Source organism: Lysinibacillus sp. fls2-241-R2A-57 (assembly GCF_030209535.1).
Lineage (GTDB): Bacteria > Bacillota > Bacilli > Bacillales_A > Planococcaceae > Lysinibacillus.
In genome coordinates, this window is record NZ_JARVRU010000041.1 from 1 (window position 1) to 25,234 (window position 25,234).

Sequence of the window (25,234 nt, forward strand, 5' to 3'; positions counted from 1 at the left end):
GCTTTCGCACAGAGCAAAGCTTCCTAGGGACGTCCGATGAGCCGCTTCACTCGCGCTGCCCTCTCGAGGGTCTCATCTGTAACGCTAATCCCCAAGGAGTCAACTAGCCGGAACGCAGATCAACCTATATACATTACATACGTTTTAACAAATGTCATCCACAACTTTTGGTGATAGACCATAATAAAGAAGTTGCCTCCAACGATTTGTAGAGGCAACTTCTTCTTAAATTTATTATGCATTATTAGCTTGTTCAAGCCGCGCTTTGCGGCGTGCTTCTAATTTTTGACGATCCTCATCGGATTTTGCATTATATTTTGGTAATATTAATAATTGATAAGCATTTACAGCGAGTAGTGGAAATAGTAATAATGCAACATACTCGTTAATATTTTCATCGCGACCCATTAACGCAATTGTCCATTCCAATGTTGTAACGACAATCATAAAAAATAAAGCTGAAATGAAAACATGTTTTTTCCCTGTTAATTTTACTTTTTGCATGGCTGTTGCTACAGCTCCGAATATTAATACAATTAACAAGCCAATATAAAATACCCAGCTTTGTCCATCCTTTATACCAGGTACAAAACGGAAGAATATAATATCAAAAATAGTAATAGCAATTAGCACCAGTTGAACCCAATTCCATAATGTAAGTGTTCTAAAAATATTAACTCCTACTTGATGGAGCGTTAAATAAGCAAAAAAGCCTGCCTGTGCAATAACACTCATTGTGAATCCTAAGAAGACCATCCATAAAAGTCCTGCCAAGAATTCACCCCATTGACCATTTGCTACATATGGTTGGAAGAAGTCCCATCGAATAAATAAACTGCAAATTCCGTTGACCGCGCCACCAACGAGCATTGCAAAGAAGAAAAACTTTGCCCAATTTCGTATCGTCACAACTAAATGTCCCCCAATTTCTCAATGTATATCTGTACTCATTTTAACAATGCATCGTTAAAAAAGCTATTTCTCATCTTAACCAATACATAAAGTCATCATAAATGTGAACAATAATTGAAAGAGTCTATCTATAGAAAGGACTGATTATTAATGCGAAAATTCACCTTATTTCTAATTCTAATACTTTTTCTTTCTGCCTGTTCACAAGAAAAAACCTCTACCATGTCCTATGATGAAATAAAAAAAATAATGATTGACTCTTTACAAACCGAGGAAGGTAAAAAGGCATTGCGACAGCTTTTAGAGGACCCTAGTTTCCGTGAATTATTGGTTTTAGAACATGAAGAAGTGAAGAAAGCTACCGAGGATACTTTGCTTTCCAAGAAAGCAGAAGACTTTTGGAAGAAAACATTTGAAGATCCAAAGTTTAAAGAAACGGTAGCTAAAAGTATGCAAAAGCAGCAGCAGGATATTATGAAGGAATTAATGAAAGACCCCACTTTCCAAAAGGATATGGAGGCATTCTTTGGGCAGCCAGATATGCAAAAGCAGTTAGAGACTATTCTAAAATCCTCCAACATGAGAAAACAAATGGAGGAAATTGTGAAAGAAACGATTGAAAGTCCTCTTATGCAGTCAAAATGGCAGGAGCTTATTCGGAAGAGCGCTGGCGAAACAGGTAAAACTGAAGGCGGTGGAAAAAAAGAAGCTGGTGGGGGCGGTGAAGGTACAACCAAGGAACAAAAGGGCTCTCAGTAACCCCTTATATCGAAAAACGGATTTCCTCCATTGTTTGAGGAAATCCGTTTTCATTAATTAATTACTTAATTTATTGATGATTTTCGTCGCGATGTCTAAATAAATTTGTCCTGTTGTATGTTTTTCAGCATAAACAGAAGGGGCAAAATCTTCGTCTGACCAGTCAGGTTGACCAAGAGGAATTTGTCCAAGTAGCTCTGTACGTAGTTCTTCTGCTAATTTTGGACCTCCACCTTGACCGAAAACGAATTCACGGTCACCTGATTTCGATTCATACCATGCCATATTTTCAACAACACCTAATATTTCATGGTCTGTTTGTAAAGCCATTGCACCTGCACGAGCTGCAACAAACGCTGCCGTCGGATGTGGTGTTGTTACGACAATTTCTTTTGACGAAGGGAGCATCTGGTGAATATCTAATGCAACGTCACCTGTACCAGGCGGTAAATCCAATAATAGATAATCTAACTCGCCCCATTCTACGTCACGGAAGAACTGATCTAACACTTTACCTAACATTGGTCCACGCCAAACAATCGGGGCGTTATTTTCAACAAAGAAGCCCATTGAAATCATTTTCACTCCAAGGCGATCAACAGGGAAAATTCGATTGTCTATCACTTTTGGCATATCTGTAACACCCATCATATCAGGCACACTGAACCCATAAATATCAGCATCAATCAAGCCAACCTTCTTACCTAGACGAGCTAATGCAACAGCTAAGTTAACGGATACTGTAGATTTCCCTACGCCACCTTTACCAGAAGCAATTGAAATAACTTGTACTGTACTAAGCGGAGATAAAATATCTTGTGCTTCAGCCTCAGTTGCAACGCCACGGAAGCTCTGTAGTTTTTCTGCTGATAGCTCTTCGAAACGAATTCCAACTGTACCCGCACCCGCTTCTTTCAAAACTTCAACAATTTTCATTTGTAACTGTAATTGTTCAGGTGTATTTGTTTTAGCAATCGCAATTTTTACACTGACATGATTCTTCTCTTCTTTTACTGTTACGTTTGTAATACCGTCTGTTTCTGCGAATGATTTATGTAAAAATGGATCTTGTAGTTGTCCTAGTATTTCTCGTACTTGTTGTTCATTTATCACGACGAACACTCCCCTTATATTATCTCAATGTTAGTATATCATAAATGTTTTGATTTACGGTGTGTTGTTGCTCTATTCAATTTTAGCTAATAAATACGCTTCTATACCTTCAACAATTGCATCTCCCATTTTTTCTTGGTATTTCTTGTCAGTTAATAATGCACGTTCCTCATCATTACTTATAAATCCTGTTTCTACTAGAGCAGCAGGTACCTCAGCTTTTTTCAGTAAATATATTTGCTTTATAGACAACGCTTCTCGATCAGTATTTTTCAAGTTAGTGCGAATAGATTCTTGAATGCTCTTTGCTAATAATTCACTTTCAGCATGTCCTTCTTTATGATAAAACACCTGTGCGCCACGCCATTTTGTTTCAGGAATGGCATTTGCATGAATTGTAATAAAAACATCCGGTTTTTCTTTTCCTACTATGTCTTTTCTTAAAAAGATGTCCTGCTTTTTTCGCTCTCTCATTGTTCCAAATTTTTCCGATGACGCGTGCTCATCGATAACGTCTCCATCTGTTGTACGAGTCATTACGACTGTTGCGCCTTTTTTCTTTAACTGCTTCTCCACATGCTGCGCAATCGCAAGTGTAATATCCTTTTCAATTACTTCGCCCTTTGAAGCCCCTCCATCCTGACCTCCGTGCCCCGCATCAATAACAATCTTCAGGCCACCAAGTGGGTCCGGTAAGAAGAAGTTGCGATCCGAAGCATTTGTTTCATATGCCACGACCACTATACTCATCAGCATAATTACTCCTAGTGCAAGCCAGCGCTTCACCCATATCCACCACCCTTTTACATTCAGTGTACGAAGTTAGTGATTGAACTATGCCAGAAAGTGAAAAAAACTCTCAAGTATTAAAATTGAGAGTTTGATTTGTTGCAGAAGATACTTTTTTAGTAATGAGACAACGGCATTATTCCATTTATAATACAAGGATTAATACCGTTGATTTATTATTTTAGTGTAAATTCTGGCTTAAGCTTACCTGTATAAGGTTCATGCTCAACAAATACTGTTATATCCTTACCGTCTTTGTCTTTACCAGTCCTTTTATACGTGAACTTCTTATTATTTAGCTCAGTAATTTCCAGTACTGCCCCATATTTATTGTCGCCAATTGAAACATGAGCTCTTAATTTATTTCCATCAATAACATTAAAGTAACCATAGTCACCAAGGCTTTTACCCGTGTCAGGATTGAAAAATTCATACTTATTCGTATTAGCATCATATTTCGCCAGGCTAATAAAATTTGTATTAAATTGTGTTACATCATTTTTGTTTACATCTAATACTACAGTGCCTTGCCAAAGGGTATCAGCTAAAATCTTATCTCCATCAATATCTTTTACTATAGTGCCTGTAGAAGTATTTAAAGTTTTATCTGGTGCAGTAAATGTAAGCTTTTTGTCCTTATAAGGGGCATGCTCAACGAATACCTCTACATCTTTACCATTTGCATCTTTCCCCATTTGTTTATACGTAAACATATTATTTGTTAACTCAGTAATTTCAACAATTGCTTGGTAATTTTTCGTTTCTGAAATCAATATTCTATGTTTTCCATCATTCGTAATAAAGAAAGTACCTTTATCGTCGCGACTTCCACCTGTATTTGGATCGAAAAATTCATAACGTCCTGAATCAGCATCATATTTAGCAAGACCAATTAGATTTGAATTTTCCGCTGTTAAATCTTTTTTATTTTTATCATAAACTTTTGTGCCCTGCCAGTTTGTGTCACTAAGAATTTTGGCATTTGCTTGACCTTTTGTTATTTCAACCTTCCTTGGATTTGCAGCATTCTCTGTTTTTACTTCTTCAGTTTTTTTGACGTCAGTTTTGTTCTGACATGCTGCAAGAAGCGCCATTGCTGCAAATGATATTATTAATAGCTTTTTCATATATTGACCTCCAATTTCAGAAATTAAAAACCTAAAAATAGTATCAGCCAATTCTATATAAAATACACATCACAATTGTTATTAATATTCAAGACAACAACTGTGCTTCAGGATATCTGAAAGTACTTGGACTTGTAAGTTTAAAGAGCCAAGTATAGAAAAAACCCCTCTCTCGAAAGTTCGAGAAAGGGCTTAAATACGTTGATATAACAACGATATTAACGTTTTTTTAGTTAGATATAGTTTCAGCAAAATCATATTATTCACTGCATTCTTCCAGTAACATAATACAGTTAGCTTTTTCATACTCTAATTTTAGTTCTATTAATTCACGTTTTAAACCTATCCCTACACATATTGGAAGTGTTGATATAAAGTTTTTAATCTCTAATAAAGGTATGCCTAATTTTTTTCGCAGCAAATGCATAGCATCGGATCTTTTTTCGCTAATTTGCAAGATATGCAAACTCCAAATGATAGTATCTGTAACCTCGCAATCGGTCACTTCATTCTCCATGTTCATAAACAAATCCATCGGTACTAGAGCAATATTATATTCATCACAACCATTGTCAAAAATCGCTATTTTCAAACCAAGCTGCCTAACTTGTTTGTCATAACAATTCAATAATAACGGAATATATTCCCCTCTTTTAACTTGATTATGTTGCAATTTCCTTTTTACAGCTGTATCGTTTAATTTTATACTGGAATATCCATATTGTTTTAGTCGTGAATGCAAAAATCTTTTTATTTGACCAGGATATTCTTCACCGCTCCAATCCGTTGTTTCAATATACCTAATCATAAACAAATAGAAGATGAGTGTATCTATTTCCATATTTTCATTTTGGTTGTCAATATAAAACTCTTCTGTTTCGGTACGGTTGATAAATCTCCTTTGCTTCTTAATAAAATCATGAGTTTCAAGTTTTTGATAGTCAGATAAAAGTTGTTCCACTTCTTTCTTTTGTCCTTCGTTAAGTAACGGATAAATAGCTTCAAGTAATTTCATAATTCTTAGCATTCCTTTCCCTTCTAGACTACAATCTTTTTAAAGAACTTTCTTAATTTCTTTTCTCGCTGCATCTACATTTCTTTCAGGATTTAATGATTGAATTATTTCTTCAGATATTGGAATGCCTGAGAAAATTTCTTGAATAATTTCCATTGAAATCGGCATATCATAGTAATTTTTAGCCCATTCAACATAATCCTCTAAATCATGATAAATCGTTCCTAACAAAAATTCTGCTCCATCATCTTCTCCTTCTGGAATTACAACATCCCCCTTTTTCCATGTAGTATCGTCCGCCTCACGCCACATGCAAAAAGTCACCTCTTCTTTTTCCATTGCATCATTCTCTAATAATATTAATAAAGCATGTGGAGTGTTTTCATAAATTCCCGGATAGACTGCATATTCATCCCTTGCATGCGGACTTAGAAAGGACTCATGATCGAACCCTTTAATTATCACACCTTTTTCCGATAACAAAATATATACGTGATCACCTGCACCATTATCAATGGTTGCAAGTGAAAGATCTTTACCCCAATTTGAATCAAAGTGGTAAAAACGTAGCCAGTCTTCATCACAGAAGATTATGTCCAAAATTGCAAATAGCTTTAAATGCTTTTTTAATCGTTTAAGATCTCCTAATGTCTTCATTTACATCCCCTTCTTCTCATTCATTTGAATATAAATACTGATGCCATATTTCACTTTCCGTTTCAGTCATTTCCCAAACATGGTCGAGAAATCTAATCTCTTTCTTATATCATTTTCGGTTGCGGGAGAATTCAAAAAAGGAGGGAATATTCTTCTCTAATTGTTCATCTAATTCTTTCAAAAGAAAGGAAATCATTTTTATTGCTCCTTTGCTGTAATATTAACTTAAAATTCTATTTTCTATTATATTACATGGAACAAACTGGATAAACTTTTTTGGTTGGTGGATTTAAATGAAGAGATTTTCGAAGATGTTATGAAGTTTTAATTTCATATAGTTAATTTAAATTTTAAACGTAAAAAAACCCTTTCCCATACAAATGGGAAAGGGCTTGAAACGTTGATATAACAACGATATTAACGTTTTGAGAACTGAGGTGCACGACGAGCGCCGCGTAGACCTGGTTTTTTACGTTCTTTCATGCGTGAATCACGAGTAAGTAATCCAGCAGATTTTAATGCAGCACGGAAATCTGGGTCTACTTGAAGTAGAGCACGAGCGATACCATGACGTACTGCTCCAGCTTGACCAGTGTATCCACCACCGTTAACGTTTACGTGGATATCATAGCTTCCTGTAGTTTCAGTAGCTACTAATGGTTGTTTAATTACTTCACGTAATGCAGCGAATGGTACGTATTCTTCGATTTCACGTTTGTTGATAACAATTTTACCTGTACCTGGTACTAAACGTACACGAGCTACAGAGCTTTTACGGCGACCAGTGCCGATGTATTGAACTTGTGCCAAAGTAATATCCTCCTCTTAATTTATATTATCCGCGAAGCTCGTATGCTTCTGGTTTTTGTGCAGCATGTGGATGCTCTGTTCCAGTATAAACGTTAAGTTTAGTGAACATTTTGCGACCTAAAGAGTTTTTAGGAAGCATTCCTTTAACTGCTAATTCGATCATTCTTGTTGGGTACTTGTCTAGCATTTCACCAGCAGTACGAGTTTTTAAACCACCCGCAAATTGAGTATGGTGACGGTAAAGTTTACCCTCTAATTTGTTACCAGTTAAATGGATTTTGTCAGCGTTGATGATGATTACGTGATCACCTGTGTCAACGTTTGGTGTGAATGTTGGTTTATGTTTACCACGTAAGATAGCAGCTACTTCAGAAGCTAAACGTCCAAGAGTTTGGCCTTCTGCATCAACTACTAGCCATTTACGGTCTACTTCGTGACCTTTAGCCATGAATGTTGTACGCATGTATATATCCTCCTAATCGATTCGATTACCGTTATTTTTCATTAAACTACACTATAAGTTTTCGGGGCTTATTTGTGGTGGTAATGAAAATACCATCTGTTATCATATAATGAATGACTTTTAAAGTCAAGCAATTTCAATAAACACCTGGAGAAGTTGTTCAGATTTATTGATTGGTTAAATTAGGGCTTTTATGAGCCTTCATTTTTAAAATATAATGTTATTTCGTGTCAAAAATTTTATAATATTATAATGGCTTCTCAACAAAACGAGTGGTTGATTTCCGTTCCGACTGGGCGCTTTCCTGGGGGCGTCCGATGAGCCGCTTCGCTTCGCTGCAGGGTCTCATCTGTGACGCTAATCCCCAAGGAGTCGCCCAGTCTCCACTACAATCAACTTATCCTCATGACATACGTTAAACAAAATGACAGCCCAACTTTGGATAAGCCATTTTAATAGAAGACTTTTTCAAGATATAGACCTTGTGGTGGTGCAGTTTTACCGGCTTGATCACGATTCATAGATTTAACGACTAGCTCCACGTTGTCAATGTCACGTCGTCCTACACCAACTTCCCAAAGTGTGCCTGCGATAATGCGTACCATATTATATAAGAAGCCGTTCCCTTCAATTACCATGTGTAGCTCCTCACCATGCCATTCAAATTGTAGTGTCGTCACCGTACGCACTTTATCTTTGACACTTGTATTGGCTGCACAAAAGCATGAAAAATCATGTGTACCGATAATAGCTTTTGCTGCCTCCTGCATTGCGTCAACATTTGGTTTCACACCATTTGTCTCTACAGTGTAATGTCTGCGGAATGGACTTTGTACAGGCTCACATGACCATATATATCGGTACCGCTTTCCTGTTACACTGTAGCGCGCATGAAAATCAACAGCAACTTCTTCAATCGACATTACTCGAATATCTCTTGGCAGTTGAACATTCAATGCCTTCATGTATTTATCTACTGGAATCGCGAGTGGTGAATCAAAATGCAATGTTTGGCCTGTTGCATGCACTCTTGCATCTGTACGTCCACTCGCTGTTACCTTTACCTTTTCCCCTTTATGCATAATGGCTAGAACACGTTCAAGCTCTGCCTGTACTGTCCGCTCCCCAGGCTGTACTTGATAGCCAGAAAATTTCGTTCCATCATAACTAATAATTGCTTTTAATCGTCGCATAAAGCTCTCCTTTTAACTTCTATAGAAGAATAGTAAAACGGCCATTGCTGCTAATAACACGAGTGCAAATGTATCACTCATATCCCACTTTAGCTTGCGATATCTTGTACGCCCTTCGCCTCCGCGGTAACCTCTTACTTCCATAGCTGTTGCTAAATCCTCGGCTCGTTTAAAAGCACTTACAAAGAGAGGCACAAGTAATGGTACAACCGCTTTGATACGATCTTTTATCGGTCCAGAAGATAAATCAGAACCACGTGCCATTTGTGCTTTCATAATTTTATCTGTTTCATCCATTAACGTTGGAATAAAGCGCAATGATATAGACATCATCAGGGCTAACTCATGCACAGGCACTTTCACAGCTTTTAATGGATTTAGCAGTACTTCAATGCCATCCGTAATAGAAATCGGTGACGTAGTAAGCGTTAAAATAGATGTCATAAACACGAGAACTAGGAAACGTATCGAAATAAATATCCCTTGTCGAATACCTTCTTCATAAATCGTGATAAACTTCCATTCAAAAACTACAGCGCCTTCCCTCGTCATAAAAATATGAAGCAGGAAAGTAAAGGCCATTAAAAAGAGTACTGGCTTTAGACCATTAATTAAAAAATATAGGCGAATACGTGACACTAGCACAACGAGTAAGGTAAATGCCAATAGTAGGGCATATGTCACTGCGTTGTTTGCTAAAAAAACAATAATAATGAAAGCAAACACAAAGATAAGCTTTGATCGTGGATCGAGCTTATGAACGGGAGAATTTCCTGGTAGGAAGCGCCCAAATATCATTTTCTCCATCATGATTCTGCACGCTCCTCTCTTAACACTCGAGCAATTTCAGTTGCTAGCTCTTCTTCGGTTAAGCATATCTTTGAGAAGGGTGTATTTATCATTTTTTCGATTTTTTGTTGAAAGCGTACGATACGAGGTGGTTCTAAGCGAAGATTCTTTAATGTCTCCACATCTTTGAAAATTTCTTGTGGTATACCACGTAATACATTTTTCCCTTCATGCATAATGACGATATTGTCTGCATAACGAGCTGCGTCCTCCATACTATGCGTAACGAGAATCGTCGTTAAACCACGTTCCTGATGTAGCTTATAAAACATATCCATAATCTCTTTCTGACCTCGTGGATCAAGCCCTGCAGTTGGTTCATCTAAAACAATAACTTCAGGTTCCATCGCTAATACACCAGCAATGGCCACTCTGCGCATTTGTCCACCTGATAAATCAAAAGGTGATTTTTCAAGTACGTTCTCTGGTAAACCTACTAAGCCAACAAGTTCTCTTGCTCGCGCTTCGGCCTCTTTCTCCGATACACCAAAGTTCATCGGACCAAACATAATATCCTTTAATACCGTTTCTTCAAACAACTGATGCTCCGGGAATTGAAACACAATACCAACTTTTTGACGTACTGCCTTTAAATCCTTCGCCTTTTTCCCAGCTACAACAATGCGATCTCCAATATGCACTTCTCCTGAAGTTGGTTTTAGAAGTGCATTAAAATGTTGAAGAATGGTCGACTTACCGGAGCCAGTATGCCCAATTATCGCCTGATACGTATGTGAAGGAATTTCAAAATCTACATCGAATAATGCACGTTTTTCAAAAGGCGTACCCTGGGAATAGGCATAGCTTACTTGTTGAAGTTTGATGTCCATAAATCATTCACCAACTCTTCTTCTGTCATATGTTGTCCCATTAGCGGAACACCTTCCTTTTGCAATAGCTTTGATAACTTCATGGCAAATGGTAAGTCTAGCCCAAACTCAACTAGCTTGTCCCCAAGTGCAAAAATTTCAGCAGGTGTACCTTCAGCAAATTTTTTCCCATCATTCATAAAGAGAACACGATCTGCAAGCATGGCTTCTTCTAAATCATGTGTAATGGATATTACCGTTAACCCTGTTTCAGCACGTAAAGCTTGAACTGTTTGTAATACCTCTGCACGTCCCTGTGGATCTAGCATAGACGTTGCTTCATCTAGAATAAGGAGCTTTGGTTTCAGTGCAAGTGCACCTGCGATAGCTACACGCTGCTTTTGCCCACCTGATAAGTGATGTGGCTCATGATCTAAAAAATTGTCCATTTGTACTTGTTTGAGTGCTGCATGTACACGTTCTACCATCTCTTCATAGGGTACTCCGTTATTTTCAAGAGCAAACGCAACATCATCTTGCACTGTCGCTCCAACAAATTGATTGTCTGGATTTTGAAAAACCATGCCCATCTGTGAGCGGCTTTCCCATAAGTTTTCTTCATTTAATGGTTCACGTAATATACGTACATCACCCTGTTGTGGGTATAGCAAGCCATTCATAAGTTTTGCAATGGTGGATTTACCAGAGCCGTTATGGCCAACGATGGCAATCCATTCCCCTTCCTGTACCGCAAAACTTACATTTTCAACAGCATTGCGACTTTCTTTTTCTTCTGGTGTATATGAAAATGTCACATTATTTAATGATAAAATTTCTGGCATTTCTAAACTCCTCTCTACATGCTCAGCTCTACTAACTAACTTACACTTTTTTATGTATGAATTCTACTACAATCATTATGTCAATAAAAGAAAAGTGCTAAAATGACTTTCCTTTCTTTTGCTTGTTCACGTATAGCTCTATATATGTCAAGAGCCGTATATGAACAAATGCGTTAAAGCGCTCGATTACATCCGACAAGTGCTGGTGAGCCCGAGCGACCTCGAGGATGTAGCGCTTTAGCCTAAATGAAAACTATGCTCTAGATTATCTACAATTCAAAATCTATACTTTCCTGAATATTAAAAAAAGCACCACTAATTGGCGCTATCATATACTTCCCTAATAAATAAAAAAGCGCGCACCTCATTCGATAGAAATGCGCTAGTCGTTACATTTTCAAGAAACACGGGTGCTCAAGCCCTTGTTTCTTCTGAATGAGGTGCGGAGAGCTAAACGAGACGCCACACAACAGTGTCCGCTCATCATAACGCTCAGCTTAATTATTTGTCGTATAAATCGTTTATAAAGAAAGAGGGTGGTGATTCCACCCTCTTCACCACTTGTTTTCTCTTATGATTAAACTAATTCAATCACAACAACAGGTGCACCGTCTCCACGACGAGGACCTACTTTAAGAATACGAGTGTAACCACCTTGACGCTCTGCATAACGTGGTGCAACATCGTCAAATAACTTTTGAAGTGCAAATGAAGTTGTTTCGTTACCTTCTGCATCAGTAGTTGTTACTAGTTCACGACGGATGAATGCAGCAGCTTGACGGCGTGCGTGTAAATCTCCGCGTTTACCTAAAGTAATCATTTTTTCAACAGCTTTACGTACTTCTTTAGCGCGAGCCTCAGTAGTTTCGATACGCTCGTTGATGATTAAATCAGTAGCTAAGTCACGTAACATCGCTTTACGTTGAGAACTTGTACGACCAAGTTTTCTGTAACCCATGGATGTTTCCCTCCTTTATAAAAAAATATCTGATCTTGTAAGTTTTGTTTAAATCGCTTAGTCTTCTTTGCGTAATCCTAAACCAAGCTCTTCTAACTTCGCTTTTACTTCTTCTAATGACTTACGTCCAAGGTTACGAACTTTCATCATATCGTCTTCTGACTTATTCGCAAGTTCTAGTACTGTATTAATACCAGCGCGTTTTAAGCAGTTATAAGAACGAACAGAAAGATCAAGTTCTTCGATAGTCATCTCTAAAACTTTTTCTTTTTGATCTTCTTCTTTTTCGACCATGATTTCAGCAGTTTGTGCCTCATCTGTCATGCCAACGAAGATGTTAAGGTGCTCGGTTAAAATTTTTGCTCCGAGCGAAATCGCCTCTTTCGGACCGATGCTACCATCTGTCCACACATCAAGAGAAAGTTTATCGTAGTCAGAAGACTGACCTACACGAGTATTTTCCACTTGGAAATTGACGCGTGATACTGGAGTGTAAATAGAGTCGATCGGGATCACGCCGATAGGAAGATCCTCACGTTTGTTTTGATCAGCAGGAGTGTAACCACGGCCGCGTTGTGCATACATACGCATACGTAAATGACCGTTTTTAGCGATTGTTGCAATATATAGATCCGGGTTTAAAATTTCCACATCACTGTCATGTGTAATGTCAGCAGCCGTAACTGTACCATCGCCTTTTACATCAATCTCAATAACTTTTTCTTCGTCAGAGTAGATTTTAAGAGCTAGTTTTTTCACGTTCAAAATAATTGAAGCTACATCTTCTACTACGCCTTCTACAGTTGAGAATTCGTGAAGAACACCGTCAATTTGGATTGAAGTGACAGCAGCTCCTGGTAATGAAGACAGAAGGATACGACGTAAAGAATTACCCAAAGTGTTTCCATATCCGCGTTCAAGCGGTTCTACAACAAACTTTCCATATTTGGAATCTTCGCTGATCTCCACCGTTTCAATCTTTGGTTTTTCAATTTCGATCATTTCATTTACCCTCCCTCAAAACATCGAATGTATAGGTTCTTTCCATCATAGATTCGATCGTCAATGACGTATCGTTAATTATCTGCACAAGACAGTCTGTACAAAAAATGATGTTCTCATACAATATGAGACGCACCCATTACACGCGACGACGTTTTGGCGGACGGCAACCATTATGAGGAACTGGAGTAACGTCTTTAATAGCAGTTACTTCTAAACCAGCAGCTTGAAGTGCACGAATTGCAGCTTCACGACCTGCACCAGGACCTTTAACAGTTACTTCCAACGTTTTCAGACCATGTTCAAGGGATGCTTTAGCAGCAGTTTCTGCAGCCATTTGAGCAGCGAATGGTGTAGATTTACGTGAACCACGGAAACCAAGAGCACCAGCACTTGACCAAGATACAGCGTTACCTTGCATATCTGTAATCGTTACGATTGTATTGTTAAATGTAGAACGAATGTGTGCGATACCAGATTCGATATTCTTTTTCACACGACGTTTACGAGTTTGTTGTTTACGAGCCATGTTAAGAAGGAACCTCCTTTACTTATTATTTTTTCTTGTTCGCTACAGTTTTACGAGGACCTTTACGCGTACGCGCATTGTTTTTCGTATTTTGACCACGAACAGGTAAACCACGACGGTGACGGATACCACGGAATGAACCGATTTCCATCAGACGTTTGATATTTAATGAAGTTTCGCGACGTAAGTCACCTTCAAGTTTGTATGAATCTAATTGTTCACGGATTTTGTTTAACTCATCTTCAGTTAAGTCGCGTACGCGTGTTTCTTCTGAAATACCTGCGTCAGCTAATACTTTCTGAGCTGTAGTTTTACCAATACCGTAAATGTAAGTTAATGAAATTACCACGCGTTTTTCGCGAGGAATATCAACACCAGCAATACGTGCCATGTACGTTGTGCACCTCCTTTAGAATTAACCTTGTTTTTGTTTGTGTTTAGGATTTTCACAGATTACCATTACTTTACCGCGTCGGCGAATTACTTTACATTTTTCGCAGATCGGTTTCACAGATGGTCTCACTTTCATCTAACCTAACCTCCTTAGTAGTCCGGAGCGCAAAAGATTATTTAAAACGGTATGTGATACGACCGCGAGTTAAATCATAAGGAGATAACTCGATAGTAACCTTATCTCCAGGTAGAATACGGATAAAGTGCATACGAATCTTACCAGAAACGTGTGCTAGAATCACATGTCCATTTTCTAATTCTACCTTAAACATCGCGTTTGGCAAAGTCTCAACAACTGTCCCTTCGACTTCAATTACATCATCTTTCGCCATCTACTCTGTCTCCTCTCTATATGCAAATTAAAGTTCTCATCGTTACATCAAACGGATATCTGCTGCAACCATAGAAGCAACCTCGTTTCAACATATGTTTGGATTGTATGAGAGATGTTTGAAAGACGCTCGTCTGGTTTCGCTTCACACAATCCACGGAATATACAGAACCAGTAAGGGCACTGAATCTCCCATGTTTACACGAATACCGGAATGTCTTTGATGAGATATTCATACCCGTTACACAGATGCTTCCACGAAACCCATTATACTCTTTCAAAAGTAATGTTGCACTTTTTAAAAGAAATATATACCGGGCACAATATGCTTTTGCAACTCTCAAAAAAATTATGTTTCGTTGTTGCTCCCGCATGCCTCCCGCGGAAGCAGTATTCTGCGCCCGGAGCCGGGTATCAGCTGCGGCTGCCCTGTAATAGAGCATCAAGATCAGCAAACACTTTATTAATATCTTGCTGTCCATCTATATTTGTTAACACATTCTTTACTTCATAGTAGTCAAGTAAAGGTTGTGCTTGTTTCATATTTACTTCCAGACGGTTCGCAACCGTTTCAGGATTATCATCCGCACGTGTATAAAGCTCGCCGCCATCTTTATCACATTTTCCTTCCTCAGCTGGAGGATTGAAAATTAGATGATAAGATGTGCCACAAGTTTTACAAATACGACGACCTGATAGACGAGCTACTAACTCATCTTTTTCAACTTGGATGTTAATAGTATGTTCAATAGCTTTGCCAAGATTAGCAAGAATGCTGTCTAAAGCTTCAGCTTGAGGAACAGTACGTGGGAATCCATCTAATAAGAAGCCCTTTTCACAATCAGGTTTAGCAAGTCGCTCACGAACAATACCAATCGTTACTTCATCAGGTACTAGTGCACCTTGATCAATAAACGATTTAGCCTGTAAGCCTAGTTCTGTACCCTCTTTCATAGCAGCACGGAACATATCGCCTGTAGAAATATGAGGAATCGCGTACTTCTCAACAATTTTATCTGCCTGTGTACCTTTACCAGCACCTGGCAGACCCATTAAAATGATATTCATACGGAAATATTCCTCCCACAAAAGGTTTGCTGATTTCAGGAAACGATGGAACGTTCCCTAAAAACCAACATTATTTCATAAAGCCTTTGTAGTGACGTTTAACAAGTTGAGATTCTAGCTGTTTCATCGTTTCTAGCGCTACGCCGACCACGATAATTATACTAGTACCACCGATCTGCACTGAAGCAGGTAGATTCATAAATTTTACGAATATAACCGGCATTACAGAAATAACAGTTAAGAAAATCGCACCGACAAATGTTAGACGATATAACACGCTTGTTAAATACGTTTGTGTGCTTTCACCAGGACGAATACCTGGAATGTAAGCACCTTGCTTTTTCAAGTTATCTGCCACATTTTCCGGATTCACTTGTACGAATGCATAGAAATATGTGAACGCGACGATCAATGCAACGTAAATAATCATTCCAACAGGTTTTGTATTATCAAACATGCTTCCAATGAATATTGTTACATCATTCTCACCAAATAACGGAACTAACATACGGGGTACCGTAATAAACGCTGATGCAAAGATTACCGGAATAACCCCTGCAGCATTCACTTTTAACGGTAAATGCGTTTGTTGACCACCAGTTTGTTGGTTACGTCCAGTAACGCGTTTTGCATATTGAATTGGAATTTTACGTAGTGCTTGTTGCACATAGATAACCCCAACAACAACTGCAAGCATAACTAAAACAAGTAATCCAAGGATCACTAGGTTGATAAATAGTTTATCACCAGCACCCTCGATTTGCTGTGCATAAATTTGGTTGGCACTTGTCGGTAATGCCGCAACGATACCTCCGAAAATTATAACAGAAATACCATTCCCAACACCATGCGCAGTAATTTGTTCAGCAAGCCATACTAGGAATGCTGTACCCGCTGTTAATACAATGGAAATCGTAACGTAAGTTAAAATTCCTTCTTCTTTAATCAAAGATCCACCATACATTTTATTAAAGCCAAATGACATCGCAAATGATTGGATAAAAGCAAGAACTATTGTAAAGTAACGAGTAAATTGTGCAAGTTTACGTCTTCCGACTTCACCTTGCTTTGCCCACTCAGCAAATTTCGGTACTACGTCCATTTGCAATAACTGAACAATGATTGAAGCAGTGATGTAAGGCATAATCCCCATCGCAAAGATGGAGAAGTTCTTTAAAGCACCACCGCCAAAAGTATTTAGGAAACCAACGAGGTTGTACTCATCAGTTGCCTTTAATACATTAGCGTCAACGTTCGGTACTGGTACAAACGTACCAATACGGAAAACGATTAACATTAAAAGAGTGAAAATGATTTTATTTCGTATATCTCGAACACGCATAAAGTTAGAGATTGTCTGAAACATTAAATCACCTCAGTAGTTCCGCCGGCATTTTCAATTGCTTCTTTAGCCGAAGCTGAGAATTTATGAGCTTTTACTGTAAGCTTTTTGTTAAGAGTTCCGTTTCCAAGAACTTTAATTCCAGCTTTTTCATTGCTCACTAAACCTGATTCAAGTAATAATGCAGTTGTTACTTCTGCACCATCTTCAAAACGGTTTAATGTGTCAAGATTAACGATCGCGTACTCTTTACGGTTAATGTTAGTAAAGCCGCGTTTCGGTAAACGACGGAATAAAGGGTTTTGACCACCTTCGAATCCTGGGCGTACACCGCCGCCAGAACGAGAGTTTTGACCTTTATGACCTCTACCTGCAGTTTTACCGTTACCAGAACCGATACCGCGACCTACGCGGTTACGTACTTTACGGGAACCTTCTGCTGGTTTTAACTCATGAAGTTTCATATTGGATGGCACCTCCTTGTTCGTTAATTAAAAATTAGTTTTCTTTTACAGTAACTAAGTGAGCTACTACATCAATCATACCGCGAGTAGCTGCATTATCAGCTTTCTCAACAGTTTGGTTTAATTTACGTAAACCTAGTGCTTCAATAGTTTTGCGTTGTGCTGGTTTAGAACCAATCACAGATTTTGTAAGGGTGATTTCTAATTTGTTAGCCATTATCTTTCCCCCCTTATCCTAATATTTCTTCCACTGATTTACCACGTAATTTAGCTACGTCCTCTACGCGTTTTAATTCAGTTAAACCTTGAATAGTTGCACGCACCATGTTAATTGGTGTGTTAGATCCAAGTGATTTTGAAAGAATATCAGTAATACCAGCAAGTTCTAGTACGGCACGTACTGGACCACCAGCGATAACCCCTGTACCAGGAGCAGCAGGTTTAATTAGGATTTCTCCTGCACCAAAGCGACCTTGCACTAAGTGTGGAGTTGTTCCACCTACGCGTGGCACTTCGATTAAGTTTTTCTTCGCATCTTCAACAGCTTTGCGGATAGCGTCTGGCACTTCTTGAGCTTTACCAGTACCGAAACCTACATGTCCGTTTTTATCGCCAACAACAACTAATGCTGTGAAGCGGAAGCGACGTCCACCTTTAACAACTTTAGCAACACGGTTAATAGTAACTACGCGTTCTTCAAGTTCTCCAAGTTTGTTTGCGTCAATTCGACTCATGAAATGTGTCCCTCCTTCTTATTAAAATTCTAAACCATTCTCACGTGCAGCTTCAGCTAAAGCTTTTACGCGTCCATGATATAAGTAACCACCACGGTCAAATACTACAGCAGTAATATTTTTTTCCGTAGCGCGTTTTGCGATTGTTTCACCGACTTTAGTTGCAGCATCAACATTGCTACCAGCACCTTCAAAACCATTTTCTTGAGAAGATGCGCTAACAAGTGTTACGCCTGCTACGTCATCGATAAGTTGCGCGTAAATGTTCTTGTTAGAACGGAATACGTTTAAGCGTGGACGCTCAGCAGTACCCGAAATTTTAGAACGTACACGTGCATGACGTTTTTTACGAACCTGATTTTTATCTTGTTTCGTAATCACAAGGGTCACTCCTTTCTAATGCTTAGGCAGCATTATTTACCTGTTTTACCTTCTTTACGACGAACGTATTCGCCTTCGTAACGGATCCCTTTACCTTTGTACGGCTCTGGTGGACGAACGTCACGGATGTTAGATGCAAGAGCGCCAACGCGTTCTTTGCTAATACCTTTAACGATGATTTTAGTGTTAGAAGGAACTTCTACTTCTAGACCATCTTCAGGTGTGAACTCAACTGGGTGAGAGTAACCTACGTTAAGAACAAGTTTTTTACCTTGTAATTGCGCGCGGTAACCGACACCGATTAGTTCTAATGATTTTTCGAAACCTACAGAAACACCAGTAACCATGTTCGCTAAAAGCGCACGAGTTGTACCGTGGTTTGTGCGGTGTTCTTTTGAGTCAGAAGGACGAGATACAGAAATCACATTTCCTTCTTGCTCAATTTTCATATCTTGGTGGAAAGAACGAACAAGTTCGCCTTTAGGACCTTTAACAGTAACAGTGTTGTCAGCTGCAACAGTAACAGTTACGTTAGCTGGTACCTCGATAATTTTTTTACCTACACGAGACATTTAGTTGCACCTCCATTCATTTATTGCTAATTACCAAACGTATGCTAGAACTTCGCCGCCAACTTGTTTAGCGCGAGCTTCTTTATCTGTTAATAGACCTTGTGAAGTTGACACTAAAGCGATACCAAGACCGTTCAGTACTTTAGGCACTTCATTTGTTTTAGCATATACTCGTAGACCAGGTTTAGAAATACGTTTTAAGCCAGTGATAACACGCTCGTTATCTTTACCGTATTTTAAGAAGATACGGATAATACCTTGCTTGTTATCTTCTACGTATTCTACGTCACGTACGAAACCTTCGCGCTTTAAAATTTCAGCGATTTCTTTTTTCACGTTGGAAGCTGGTACTTCTAACTTCTCGTGACGAACCATGTTCGCATTACGAATGCGAGTAAGCATATCTGCAATCGGATCAGTCATTGTCATTACATTTACCTCCTTCCCAAATTAGGGGATTACCAGCTGGCTTTTTTCACGCCAGGAATTTGTCCCTTATATGCAAGTTCTCGGAAACAAATACGGCAAAGTTTGAATTTGCGATACACAGAGTGTGGACGACCACAGCGTTCACAACGTGTATATTCTTGCACTTTAAACTTTTGCTTACGTTGTTGTTTAACGATCATAGATTTTTTAGCCACGTTTTCGCCCTCCTTGTTTAATTACTTTTGGAACGGCATACCGAATTGTGTCAATAACTCGCGAGCTTCTTCGTCAGAGTTCGCTGTCGTTACGATCACGATGTCCATACCGCGTACTTTTGAAACTTTATCGTAATCGATTTCTGGGAAAATTAATTGCTCTTTAACACCTAAAGTGTAGTTACCGCGACCATCGAATGCTTTTTTAGAAACACCACGGAAGTCACGTACACGAGGTAGTGAAATTGAGATTAATTTGTCCAAGAATTCATACATACGCTCACCGCGTAATGTAACTTTAGCACCGATAGGCATACCTTCACGTAGACGGAAACCTGCGATCGATTTTTTCGCTTTAGTTACAACTGGTTTTTGACCAGTGATAATTGTTAATTCTTCTACAGCTGCATCTAATGCTTTTGAGTTTTGAACTGCATCACCAACACCCATGTTGATAACGATTTTGTCAACTTTCGGCAATTGCATAACTGATTTATATCCAAATTTGCTCATAAGAGCAGTTGAAACTTCATTTAAATATTTTTCTTTTAGGCGGCTCATGTGTGTACCTCCCTTCTTTTTATACTAGTTAGTCGATTACTGCACCTGATTTTTTTGCAACACGAACTTTTTTACCGTTTTCGATTTTATAACCTACACGAGTCGGCTCGCCAGATTTAGGATCGATTAGCATTACGTTCGAAACGTGAATTGCAGCTTCTTGGCTAACAATTCCACCTTGTGGATTCAATTGGTTAGGTTTTACGTGTTTTTTCACGATGTTCACACCTTCAACAAGAACGCGATCTTGTTTAGGGTAAGCAGCAAGGATTACGCCTTCTTTGCCTTTGTCCTTACCAGTGATTACCTTAACCTTGTCACCTTTTTTTACATGCATGCTGTCGCACCTCCTTGATTGGCACTATCATGAAATTAAAGAACTTCTGGAGCTAGAGAAACGATTTTCATGAAGTTGCTGTCACGTAATTCACGTGCAACAGGTCCGAAAATACGAGTTCCGCGTGGTGATTTATCATCACGAATAATTACACAAGCATTTTCATCAAATTTGATGTACGTACCGTCTTTACGACGTACGCCTGATTTAGTACGAACGATAACAGCTTTAACAACGTCACCCTTCTTGACAACGCCACCTGGTGTTGCTTTCTTAACTGTACAAACAACGATATCACCGATGTTAGCAGTTTTACGGCCAGAGCCACCAAGCACCTTAATTGTAAGAACTTCGCGTGCACCTGAGTTGTCAGCAACTTTCATACGACTTTCTTGTTGGATCACTTAGGTTACCTCCCTTCGGAAATTGGTTGTTCCGAAATAGTTATTAAATAATAACCGCTTTTTCTACAACTTCAACTAGACGGAATCGTTTAGTAGCTGATAGCGGGCGAGTTTCCATGATACGTACGATATCACCGATTTTCGCTGTGTTTAACTCATCATGAGTTTTAAACTTTTTAGAGTATTTTACACGTTTACCATAAAGCTTGTGCTTTTTATGAGTTTCAACTAAAACAGTTATAGTTTTGTCCATTTTATCTGAAACAACGCGGCCCGTGTAAACTTTGCGTTGATTACGCTCAGTCATACTTGAAAACCTCCTTTATCAGTTATTTGCACTGATTTCTCTTTCACGAATAACAGTTTTCATACGCGCGATTGCTTTACGCACTTCACGAATACGAGCTGTGTTTTCTAATTGACCAGTCGCCAATTGGAAGCGAAGGTTGAAAAGCTCTTCTTTCAGTGATTTCACTTTTAATTCGATTTCAGAAGTGGCAAGGTCACGGATTTCATTAGCTTTCATTAGATTCACCACCAGTTTCTTGACGTTTTACGATCTTACATTTAACAGGAAGCTTATGTGATGCTAAACGAAGTGCTTCACGTGCTACCTCTTCAGATACACCAGCGATTTCGAACATTACTTTTCCTGGTTTTACTACTGCTACCCAGCCTTCAGGAGAACCTTTACCAGAACCCATGCGGACTTCTAGAGGTTTTTTAGTGTAAGGCTTGTGCGGGAAGATTTTAATCCAAACTTTACCGCCACGTTTCATGTAACGAGTCATCGCGATACGGGCAGATTCGATTTGACGGTTAGTAATCCAGCTAGCTGTTTGAGCTTGTAAGCCCCATTCGCCGAAAGATACTTCTTTGCCGCCTTTCGCTTCGCCACGCATGTTTCCGCGGTGTTCACGACGGTATTTTACGCGTTTAGGCAATAACATATTATTTGCCTCCTTCCACAGATTTCTTCGTAGGAAGAACTTCACCACGGTAGATCCATACTTTAACGCCTAATTTACCGTAAGTAGTGTCAGCTTCTGCGTGTGCATAGTCGATGTCAGCACGTAGAGTATGAAGTGGAACAGTTCCTTCACTATAGTGTTCAGCACGCGCGATATCAGCGCCACCTAAACGACCAGATACTTGTGTTTTAATTCCTTTTGCACCAGCACGAATTGTGCGTTGGATCGCTTGCTTTTGCGCACGACGGAATGATACACGGTTTTCTAATTGACGAGCGATGTTTTCAGCTACTAGACGAGCGTCAAGATCAGCACGTTTAATTTCGATAATATTGATGTGTACACGTTTACCAGTTAACTCGCTAAGGTATTTACGAAGATTTTCAACTTCAGTACCACCTTTACCGATTACCATACCTGGTTTCGCAGTGTGAATTGTGATGTTTACACGGTTTGCAGCACGTTCGATTTCTACTTTAGAAACAGAAGCGTCTTTAAGAGCCGTTTCAATATATTTACGCACTTTGATGTCTTCGTGAAGTAGAGTTGCATAGTCTTTTTCAGCGTACCATTTTGACTCCCAGTCACGAATAATACCAACGCGCAGTCCTATTGGATGTACTTTTTGACCCACGGATTAACCCTCCTTCTTCTCAGATACCACTAGAGTGATGTGGCTTGTGCGTTTGTTAATTGCGCTTGCACGTCCTTGTGCACGTGGACGGAAACGTTTTAATGTTGGACCTTCATCAACGAATACTTCAGAAACTACTAAAGAGTTGATGTCAAGATCGTAGTTGTGCTCAGCGTTAGCAACTGCAGATTTTAATACTTTTTCAACGACTGGAGACGCCGCTTTTGGAGTATGACGTAAAATTGCAACTGCCTCACCAACTTGCTTACCTCGGATTAAGTCTACAACTAGACGTACTTTACGAGGGGCAATGCGTACTGTGCGAGCGATAGCTTTAGCTTGTGTCATTAGGATTTACCTCCTCTCAAAATTAGCGTCTTGTTTTCTTGTCGTCTGCACCGTGACCTTTGTAAGTACGTGTAGGTGCGAACTCACCAAGTTTGTGGCCTACCATATCTTCTGTTACGTATACAGGAACATGTTTACGTCCATCATATACTGCAATCGTTAATCCGATGAAGTTCGGGAAGATTGTAGAACGGCGTGACCAAGTTTTAATAACTTGTTTTTTCTCAGAAGCCTCTTGCACTTCCACTTTTTTCATTAAATGGTCATCAACAAAAGGTCCTTTTTTCAAGCTGCGGCCCATGTAGGAACCTCCCTCCGTGATTCCACCACGGCTCTCACATAGAACCGTAGTTTAACCACTTTATTTTTTACGACTACGGATAATGAATTTATCCGATTTGTTTTTCTTCTTGCGAGTTTTGTAACCAAGTGCTGGTTTACCCCAAGGAGTCATTGGTGATTTACGTCCGATTGGAGAACGTCCTTCACCACCACCGTGTGGGTGATCGTTAGGGTTCATTACAGAACCACGAACTACTGGGCGTTTACCTAACCAACGGCTACGACCTGCTTTACCGATGTTTACAAGTTCGTGTTGTTCATTACCAACTTGACCGATTGTAGCACGGCAAGTAGCTAAAACTAAACGTACTTCACCAGATTGAAGACGAACGATTACGTACTTATCTTCACGACCAAGTACTTGCGCAGAAGTACCAGCAGAACGTACTAATTGTCCACCTTTACCAGGTTTTAACTCGATGTTATGGATTGTAGTACCCATTGGAATGTTTGCTAATGGTAATGCATTACCTGCTTTAATATCAGCATCTGGACCAGATACGATTGTTTGACCAACCTCTAGACCTTTTGGTGCTAAGATGTAAGCTTTTGCTCCATCAGCGTAATTAATTAATGCGATATTCGCAGAACGGTTTGGATCATATTCAATAGTAGCAACTTTTGCCGGAATGCCATCTTTAACACGTTTGAAATCGATAACACGGTATTGCTTCTTATGACCACCACCATGATGACGAACAGTGATTTTACCTTGGTTGTTACGACCAGCTTTGCGTTTAGTAGGTTCAAGCAATGATTTCTCAGGCTTGTTAGTTGTAATTTCCGCAAAGTCTAATGACGTCATGTTACGACGACCATTAGAGGTAGGTTTATACTTTTTAATCGCCATTGTGTTTTCCCTCCTTCTTAAGTGTTCAAATCATAAATCCCTTAAGGATTACATTTCGAATAATTCAATTTCTTTGCTATCAGCAGTTAATTTAACAATCGCTTTACGACGTTTGTTAGTGTAACCACCGTAACGGCCAACGCGTTTGAATTTACCTTTGTAGTTAAGAACGTTTACTTTCTCAACTTGTACACCAAAGATTTCTTCTACAGCGTCTTTTACTTGAGTTTTGTTAGCGCGAGTGTCTACTTCGAAAGTATACTTTTTCTCTGCCATAAGTTCTGAAGAACGCTCAGTAATGACCGGACGTTTTAAAATATCACGTGCTTCCATTATCCAAGCACCTCCTCAACTTTTTCTACTGCAGACTTAGTGAATACAACTTTTTCGTGACCTAATAGATCAAGAACGTTGATTCCGTTTGCAGTTAAAACTGTTACACCAGGGATGTTACGAGCAGATAATGCTACGTTTTCATCTAGGTCAGCAGTAACGAATAAAGATTTTTTCTCTAAAGAAAGATCTTTAAGGATTTTTGTGAATTCTTTTGTTTTTGGTGCTGCTAGTGTAAGAGCATCAAGAACTAAGAAGTTTTGTTCTACCACTTTAGCTGATAAAGCAGATTTAAGAGCTAAGCGACGAACTTTTTTAGGTAATTTGTAAGAGTAGCTACGTGGAGTTGGACCGAATACGATACCACCGCCGCGCCATTGTGGAGAACGGATAGAACCTTGACGAGCACGACCAGTTCCTTTTTGACGCCATGGTTTACGACCACCACCAGCAACTTCAGAACGGTTTTTAACCTTGTGATTACCTTGACGAAGAGAAGCGCGTTGTGCTACTACAGCGTCGAATAATACTGCTTCATTTGGCTCGATTCCAAAAATCGCATCGTTTAATTCGATTTCACCAACTGAAGCACCTGTTTGACTAAGTACAGATACTTTTGTCATTCCTGTTTCCTCCTT

Annotated in this window: 40 protein-coding genes and 1 pseudogene; 1 reads left to right on the forward strand and 40 read right to left on the reverse strand. The window is 39.2% G+C overall.

Annotated features, from left to right (window positions below):
* Positions 1–234: 234 nt before the first annotated feature.
* Positions 235–909, reverse strand: a complete 675-nt coding sequence (locus QRN68_RS08485; protein WP_285396377.1) for a KinB-signaling pathway activation protein — start codon at positions 907–909, stop codon at positions 235–237.
* A gap of 153 nt (positions 910–1,062) precedes the next feature.
* On the opposite strand from QRN68_RS08485, the gene gerD reads away from it, so the two are divergent.
* On the forward strand, positions 1,063–1,671 hold the full coding sequence (gerD, locus tag QRN68_RS08490; RefSeq protein WP_285396378.1) for a spore germination lipoprotein GerD: 609 nt from the start codon (positions 1,063–1,065) through the stop codon (positions 1,669–1,671).
* A 57-nt stretch (positions 1,672–1,728) separates the two neighbouring features.
* On the opposite strand, the gene QRN68_RS08495 is transcribed toward gerD, so the two are convergent.
* The 39 genes and pseudogenes from QRN68_RS08495 to rplD form a co-directional block, all read right to left on the reverse strand.
* A complete protein-coding gene (locus QRN68_RS08495; protein WP_285396379.1) occupies positions 1,729–2,784 on the reverse strand; it encodes a P-loop NTPase in 1,056 nt (351 codons plus the stop codon).
* Positions 2,785–2,856: 72 nt separating this feature from the next.
* The gene (locus QRN68_RS08500; protein ID WP_285396380.1) at positions 2,857–3,570 is read right to left on the reverse strand and encodes an N-acetylmuramoyl-L-alanine amidase; all 714 of its coding nucleotides are present in this window, start codon (positions 3,568–3,570) and stop codon (positions 2,857–2,859) included.
* 179 nt (positions 3,571–3,749) lie between these two features.
* Positions 3,750–4,667, reverse strand: a complete 918-nt coding sequence (locus QRN68_RS08505) for a DUF4822 domain-containing protein (protein ID WP_481817442.1) — start codon at positions 4,665–4,667, stop codon at positions 3,750–3,752.
* Between the two features lie 292 nt (positions 4,668–4,959).
* The gene (locus QRN68_RS08510) at positions 4,960–5,727 is read right to left on the reverse strand and encodes a DUF6630 family protein (RefSeq protein ID WP_285396382.1); all 768 of its coding nucleotides are present in this window, start codon (positions 5,725–5,727) and stop codon (positions 4,960–4,962) included.
* A gap of 27 nt (positions 5,728–5,754) precedes the next feature.
* Positions 5,755–6,372, reverse strand: a complete 618-nt coding sequence (locus QRN68_RS08515; RefSeq protein WP_285396383.1) for a hypothetical protein — start codon at positions 6,370–6,372, stop codon at positions 5,755–5,757.
* Between the two features lie 417 nt (positions 6,373–6,789).
* Positions 6,790–7,182 (reverse strand): 30S ribosomal protein S9, encoded by a 393-nt coding sequence (gene rpsI, locus QRN68_RS08520; RefSeq protein WP_004233744.1) that lies wholly within the window; start codon positions 7,180–7,182, stop codon positions 6,790–6,792.
* Between the two features lie 25 nt (positions 7,183–7,207).
* Positions 7,208–7,645 (reverse strand): 50S ribosomal protein L13, encoded by a 438-nt coding sequence (rplM, locus tag QRN68_RS08525; RefSeq protein ID WP_004233742.1) that lies wholly within the window; start codon positions 7,643–7,645, stop codon positions 7,208–7,210.
* A 452-nt stretch (positions 7,646–8,097) separates the two neighbouring features.
* Positions 8,098–8,838 carry a tRNA pseudouridine(38-40) synthase TruA gene (gene truA, locus QRN68_RS08530; RefSeq protein ID WP_285396388.1) on the reverse strand — a complete coding sequence of 247 codons (741 nt, stop codon included), beginning with the start codon at positions 8,836–8,838 and terminating at the stop codon, positions 8,098–8,100.
* Positions 8,839–8,850: 12 nt separating this feature from the next.
* Positions 8,851–9,648, reverse strand: coding sequence for an energy-coupling factor transporter transmembrane component T family protein (locus QRN68_RS08535; protein WP_285396390.1), 798 nt, complete (start codon positions 9,646–9,648; stop codon positions 8,851–8,853).
* Positions 9,645–10,517 carry an energy-coupling factor ABC transporter ATP-binding protein gene (locus tag QRN68_RS08540; RefSeq protein ID WP_285396392.1) on the reverse strand — a complete coding sequence of 291 codons (873 nt, stop codon included), beginning with the start codon at positions 10,515–10,517 and terminating at the stop codon, positions 9,645–9,647. Before QRN68_RS08540 ends, QRN68_RS08535 begins: the two co-directional genes overlap by 4 nt.
* A complete protein-coding gene (locus QRN68_RS08545; RefSeq protein WP_285396394.1) occupies positions 10,493–11,338 on the reverse strand; it encodes an energy-coupling factor ABC transporter ATP-binding protein in 846 nt (281 codons plus the stop codon). The genes QRN68_RS08540 and QRN68_RS08545 overlap by 25 nt, the downstream gene beginning before the upstream one ends.
* 577 nt (positions 11,339–11,915) lie before the next feature.
* Positions 11,916–12,296 (reverse strand): 50S ribosomal protein L17, encoded by a 381-nt coding sequence (gene rplQ / locus QRN68_RS08550; RefSeq protein ID WP_012296051.1) that lies wholly within the window; start codon positions 12,294–12,296, stop codon positions 11,916–11,918.
* 57 nt (positions 12,297–12,353) lie between these two features.
* Positions 12,354–13,298, reverse strand: coding sequence for a DNA-directed RNA polymerase subunit alpha (locus tag QRN68_RS08555; protein WP_004233733.1), 945 nt, complete (start codon positions 13,296–13,298; stop codon positions 12,354–12,356).
* 139 nt (positions 13,299–13,437) lie between these two features.
* Complete coding sequence (rpsK, locus tag QRN68_RS08560; protein WP_036151912.1) at positions 13,438–13,827, reverse strand: 30S ribosomal protein S11; 390 nt, start codon at positions 13,825–13,827, stop codon at positions 13,438–13,440.
* Positions 13,828–13,852: 25 nt separating this feature from the next.
* Entirely contained in the window at positions 13,853–14,218 is a 366-nt protein-coding gene (gene rpsM, locus QRN68_RS08565) for a 30S ribosomal protein S13 (protein ID WP_285396401.1), read from the reverse strand.
* Positions 14,219–14,242: 24 nt separating this feature from the next.
* Entirely contained in the window at positions 14,243–14,356 is a 114-nt protein-coding gene (gene rpmJ, locus QRN68_RS08570; RefSeq protein WP_000868344.1) for a 50S ribosomal protein L36, read from the reverse strand.
* A 37-nt stretch (positions 14,357–14,393) separates the two neighbouring features.
* Positions 14,394–14,612: a translation initiation factor IF-1 gene (infA, locus tag QRN68_RS08575; RefSeq protein ID WP_004233690.1), complete on the reverse strand. Its 219-nt coding sequence runs from the start codon at positions 14,610–14,612 to the stop codon at positions 14,394–14,396.
* A gap of 86 nt (positions 14,613–14,698) precedes the next feature.
* Positions 14,699–14,776, reverse strand: a pseudogene (locus QRN68_RS08580) (type I methionyl aminopeptidase); the annotation flags it as partial.
* A 249-nt stretch (positions 14,777–15,025) separates the two neighbouring features.
* Positions 15,026–15,679 carry an adenylate kinase gene (locus QRN68_RS08585; protein ID WP_285396406.1) on the reverse strand — a complete coding sequence of 218 codons (654 nt, stop codon included), beginning with the start codon at positions 15,677–15,679 and terminating at the stop codon, positions 15,026–15,028.
* A 70-nt stretch (positions 15,680–15,749) separates the two neighbouring features.
* Positions 15,750–17,045, reverse strand: a complete 1,296-nt coding sequence (secY, locus tag QRN68_RS08590) for a preprotein translocase subunit SecY (protein ID WP_285396408.1) — start codon at positions 17,043–17,045, stop codon at positions 15,750–15,752.
* Entirely contained in the window at positions 17,045–17,485 is a 441-nt protein-coding gene (rplO, locus tag QRN68_RS08595) for a 50S ribosomal protein L15 (RefSeq protein WP_079562360.1), read from the reverse strand. The genes secY and rplO overlap by 1 nt, the downstream gene beginning before the upstream one ends.
* 34 nt (positions 17,486–17,519) lie before the next feature.
* Complete coding sequence (gene rpmD, locus QRN68_RS08600; protein ID WP_049662869.1) at positions 17,520–17,702, reverse strand: 50S ribosomal protein L30; 183 nt, start codon at positions 17,700–17,702, stop codon at positions 17,520–17,522.
* 13 nt (positions 17,703–17,715) lie between these two features.
* Positions 17,716–18,219 carry a 30S ribosomal protein S5 gene (gene rpsE / locus QRN68_RS08605; protein WP_068986538.1) on the reverse strand — a complete coding sequence of 168 codons (504 nt, stop codon included), beginning with the start codon at positions 18,217–18,219 and terminating at the stop codon, positions 17,716–17,718.
* A gap of 21 nt (positions 18,220–18,240) precedes the next feature.
* A complete protein-coding gene (gene rplR, locus QRN68_RS08610) occupies positions 18,241–18,600 on the reverse strand; it encodes a 50S ribosomal protein L18 (RefSeq protein ID WP_083227117.1) in 360 nt (119 codons plus the stop codon).
* Between the two features lie 32 nt (positions 18,601–18,632).
* The gene (rplF, locus tag QRN68_RS08615; RefSeq protein ID WP_249075421.1) at positions 18,633–19,172 is read right to left on the reverse strand and encodes a 50S ribosomal protein L6; all 540 of its coding nucleotides are present in this window, start codon (positions 19,170–19,172) and stop codon (positions 18,633–18,635) included.
* Positions 19,173–19,202: 30 nt separating this feature from the next.
* Complete coding sequence (gene rpsH / locus QRN68_RS08620) at positions 19,203–19,601, reverse strand: 30S ribosomal protein S8 (RefSeq protein ID WP_008181717.1); 399 nt, start codon at positions 19,599–19,601, stop codon at positions 19,203–19,205.
* Positions 19,602–19,630: 29 nt separating this feature from the next.
* A complete protein-coding gene (locus QRN68_RS08625; RefSeq protein WP_004233656.1) occupies positions 19,631–19,816 on the reverse strand; it encodes a type Z 30S ribosomal protein S14 in 186 nt (61 codons plus the stop codon).
* A gap of 21 nt (positions 19,817–19,837) precedes the next feature.
* Positions 19,838–20,377: a 50S ribosomal protein L5 gene (rplE, locus tag QRN68_RS08630; protein ID WP_079562362.1), complete on the reverse strand. Its 540-nt coding sequence runs from the start codon at positions 20,375–20,377 to the stop codon at positions 19,838–19,840.
* Positions 20,378–20,405: 28 nt separating this feature from the next.
* Entirely contained in the window at positions 20,406–20,714 is a 309-nt protein-coding gene (gene rplX, locus QRN68_RS08635) for a 50S ribosomal protein L24 (RefSeq protein WP_053482809.1), read from the reverse strand.
* A 35-nt stretch (positions 20,715–20,749) separates the two neighbouring features.
* On the reverse strand, positions 20,750–21,118 hold the full coding sequence (rplN, locus tag QRN68_RS08640; RefSeq protein WP_004233650.1) for a 50S ribosomal protein L14: 369 nt from the start codon (positions 21,116–21,118) through the stop codon (positions 20,750–20,752).
* Between the two features lie 43 nt (positions 21,119–21,161).
* Entirely contained in the window at positions 21,162–21,425 is a 264-nt protein-coding gene (gene rpsQ / locus QRN68_RS08645) for a 30S ribosomal protein S17 (protein WP_285396414.1), read from the reverse strand.
* Between the two features lie 18 nt (positions 21,426–21,443).
* Positions 21,444–21,644: a 50S ribosomal protein L29 gene (gene rpmC / locus QRN68_RS08650; protein ID WP_004233646.1), complete on the reverse strand. Its 201-nt coding sequence runs from the start codon at positions 21,642–21,644 to the stop codon at positions 21,444–21,446.
* Positions 21,634–22,068, reverse strand: a complete 435-nt coding sequence (rplP, locus tag QRN68_RS08655) for a 50S ribosomal protein L16 (RefSeq protein WP_054767906.1) — start codon at positions 22,066–22,068, stop codon at positions 21,634–21,636. Before rplP ends, rpmC begins: the two co-directional genes overlap by 11 nt.
* Position 22,069: 1 nt before the next feature.
* Entirely contained in the window at positions 22,070–22,723 is a 654-nt protein-coding gene (rpsC, locus tag QRN68_RS08660; protein ID WP_025116438.1) for a 30S ribosomal protein S3, read from the reverse strand.
* Between the two features lie 3 nt (positions 22,724–22,726).
* Positions 22,727–23,071: a 50S ribosomal protein L22 gene (gene rplV, locus QRN68_RS08665; protein ID WP_004233639.1), complete on the reverse strand. Its 345-nt coding sequence runs from the start codon at positions 23,069–23,071 to the stop codon at positions 22,727–22,729.
* A gap of 22 nt (positions 23,072–23,093) precedes the next feature.
* Complete coding sequence (gene rpsS / locus QRN68_RS08670; protein WP_008181911.1) at positions 23,094–23,372, reverse strand: 30S ribosomal protein S19; 279 nt, start codon at positions 23,370–23,372, stop codon at positions 23,094–23,096.
* A 60-nt stretch (positions 23,373–23,432) separates the two neighbouring features.
* Complete coding sequence (rplB, locus tag QRN68_RS08675) at positions 23,433–24,263, reverse strand: 50S ribosomal protein L2 (protein WP_068986542.1); 831 nt, start codon at positions 24,261–24,263, stop codon at positions 23,433–23,435.
* A gap of 48 nt (positions 24,264–24,311) precedes the next feature.
* Positions 24,312–24,596, reverse strand: coding sequence for a 50S ribosomal protein L23 (gene rplW, locus QRN68_RS08680; RefSeq protein ID WP_285396417.1), 285 nt, complete (start codon positions 24,594–24,596; stop codon positions 24,312–24,314).
* Positions 24,596–25,219 carry a 50S ribosomal protein L4 gene (gene rplD / locus QRN68_RS08685; protein ID WP_012296062.1) on the reverse strand — a complete coding sequence of 208 codons (624 nt, stop codon included), beginning with the start codon at positions 25,217–25,219 and terminating at the stop codon, positions 24,596–24,598. Before rplD ends, rplW begins: the two co-directional genes overlap by 1 nt.
* Positions 25,220–25,234: the final 15 nt, after the last annotated feature.

Excerpts from the sequence above, each read along its gene's own strand:
- truA (WP_285396388.1), bottom strand. The coding sequence starts at position 8,838 with ATGCGACGATTAAAAGCAATTATTAGTTATGATGGAACGAAATTTTCT.
- QRN68_RS08585 (WP_285396406.1), bottom strand. The coding sequence starts at position 15,679 with ATGAATATCATTTTAATGGGTCTGCCAGGTGCTGGTAAAGGTACACAG.
- rplW (WP_285396417.1), bottom strand. The coding sequence starts at position 24,596 with ATGGAAGCACGTGATATTTTAAAACGTCCGGTCATTACTGAGCGTTCT.
- rplM (WP_004233742.1), bottom strand. The coding sequence starts at position 7,645 with ATGCGTACAACATTCATGGCTAAAGGTCACGAAGTAGACCGTAAATGG.
- QRN68_RS08555 (WP_004233733.1), bottom strand. The coding sequence starts at position 13,298 with ATGATCGAAATTGAAAAACCAAAGATTGAAACGGTGGAGATCAGCGAA.
- rpsS (WP_008181911.1), bottom strand. The coding sequence starts at position 23,372 with ATGGGCCGCAGCTTGAAAAAAGGACCTTTTGTTGATGACCATTTAATG.
- QRN68_RS08535 (WP_285396390.1), bottom strand. The coding sequence starts at position 9,648 with ATGATGGAGAAAATGATATTTGGGCGCTTCCTACCAGGAAATTCTCCC.
- rplP (WP_054767906.1), bottom strand. The coding sequence starts at position 22,068 with ATGTTATTGCCTAAACGCGTAAAATACCGTCGTGAACACCGCGGAAAC.
- rpsM (WP_285396401.1), bottom strand. The coding sequence starts at position 14,218 with ATGGCACGTATTGCTGGTGTTGATATTCCTCGCGAAAAACGCGTGGTA.
- QRN68_RS08515 (WP_285396383.1), bottom strand. The coding sequence starts at position 6,372 with ATGAAGACATTAGGAGATCTTAAACGATTAAAAAAGCATTTAAAGCTA.
- infA (WP_004233690.1), bottom strand. The coding sequence starts at position 14,612 with ATGGCGAAAGATGATGTAATTGAAGTCGAAGGGACAGTTGTTGAGACT.
- QRN68_RS08540 (WP_285396392.1), bottom strand. The coding sequence starts at position 10,517 with ATGGACATCAAACTTCAACAAGTAAGCTATGCCTATTCCCAGGGTACG.
- rplF (WP_249075421.1), bottom strand. The coding sequence starts at position 19,172 with ATGTCTCGTGTAGGTAAAAAAATTATCGAGGTACCAGCTAACGTAACT.
- rplQ (WP_012296051.1), bottom strand. The coding sequence starts at position 12,296 with ATGGGTTACAGAAAACTTGGTCGTACAAGTTCTCAACGTAAAGCGATG.
- rpmJ (WP_000868344.1), bottom strand. The coding sequence starts at position 14,356 with ATGAAAGTGAGACCATCTGTGAAACCGATCTGCGAAAAATGTAAAGTA.
- QRN68_RS08510 (WP_285396382.1), bottom strand. The coding sequence starts at position 5,727 with ATGCTAAGAATTATGAAATTACTTGAAGCTATTTATCCGTTACTTAAC.
- rpsH (WP_008181717.1), bottom strand. The coding sequence starts at position 19,601 with ATGACAATGACTGATCCGATTGCAGATATGCTTACTCGCATTCGTAAT.
- rpsK (WP_036151912.1), bottom strand. The coding sequence starts at position 13,827 with ATGGCTCGTAAACAACAAACTCGTAAACGTCGTGTGAAAAAGAATATC.
- rplX (WP_053482809.1), bottom strand. The coding sequence starts at position 20,714 with ATGCATGTAAAAAAAGGTGACAAGGTTAAGGTAATCACTGGTAAGGAC.
- secY (WP_285396408.1), bottom strand. The coding sequence starts at position 17,045 with ATGTTTCAGACAATCTCTAACTTTATGCGTGTTCGAGATATACGAAAT.
- rplD (WP_012296062.1), bottom strand. The coding sequence starts at position 25,219 with ATGACAAAAGTATCTGTACTTAGTCAAACAGGTGCTTCAGTTGGTGAA.
- rplE (WP_079562362.1), bottom strand. The coding sequence starts at position 20,377 with ATGAGCCGCCTAAAAGAAAAATATTTAAATGAAGTTTCAACTGCTCTT.
- QRN68_RS08545 (WP_285396394.1), bottom strand. The coding sequence starts at position 11,338 with ATGCCAGAAATTTTATCATTAAATAATGTGACATTTTCATATACACCA.
- rpmC (WP_004233646.1), bottom strand. The coding sequence starts at position 21,644 with ATGAAAGCTAATGAAATCCGTGACCTTGCCACTTCTGAAATCGAATTA.
- rplB (WP_068986542.1), bottom strand. The coding sequence starts at position 24,263 with ATGGCGATTAAAAAGTATAAACCTACCTCTAATGGTCGTCGTAACATG.
- rplV (WP_004233639.1), bottom strand. The coding sequence starts at position 23,071 with ATGACACAAGCTAAAGCTATCGCTCGCACAGTACGCATTGCCCCTCGT.
- gerD (WP_285396378.1), top strand. The coding sequence starts at position 1,063 with ATGCGAAAATTCACCTTATTTCTAATTCTAATACTTTTTCTTTCTGCC.
- rpsQ (WP_285396414.1), bottom strand. The coding sequence starts at position 21,425 with ATGACTGAGCGTAATCAACGCAAAGTTTACACGGGCCGCGTTGTTTCA.
- rplO (WP_079562360.1), bottom strand. The coding sequence starts at position 17,485 with ATGAAACTTCATGAGTTAAAACCAGCAGAAGGTTCCCGTAAAGTACGT.
- rpmD (WP_049662869.1), bottom strand. The coding sequence starts at position 17,702 with ATGGCTAACAAATTAGAAATCACCCTTACAAAATCTGTGATTGGTTCT.
- QRN68_RS08505 (WP_481817442.1), bottom strand. The coding sequence starts at position 4,667 with ATGGCGCTTCTTGCAGCATGTCAGAACAAAACTGACGTCAAAAAAACT.
- rpsE (WP_068986538.1), bottom strand. The coding sequence starts at position 18,219 with ATGAGTCGAATTGACGCAAACAAACTTGGAGAACTTGAAGAACGCGTA.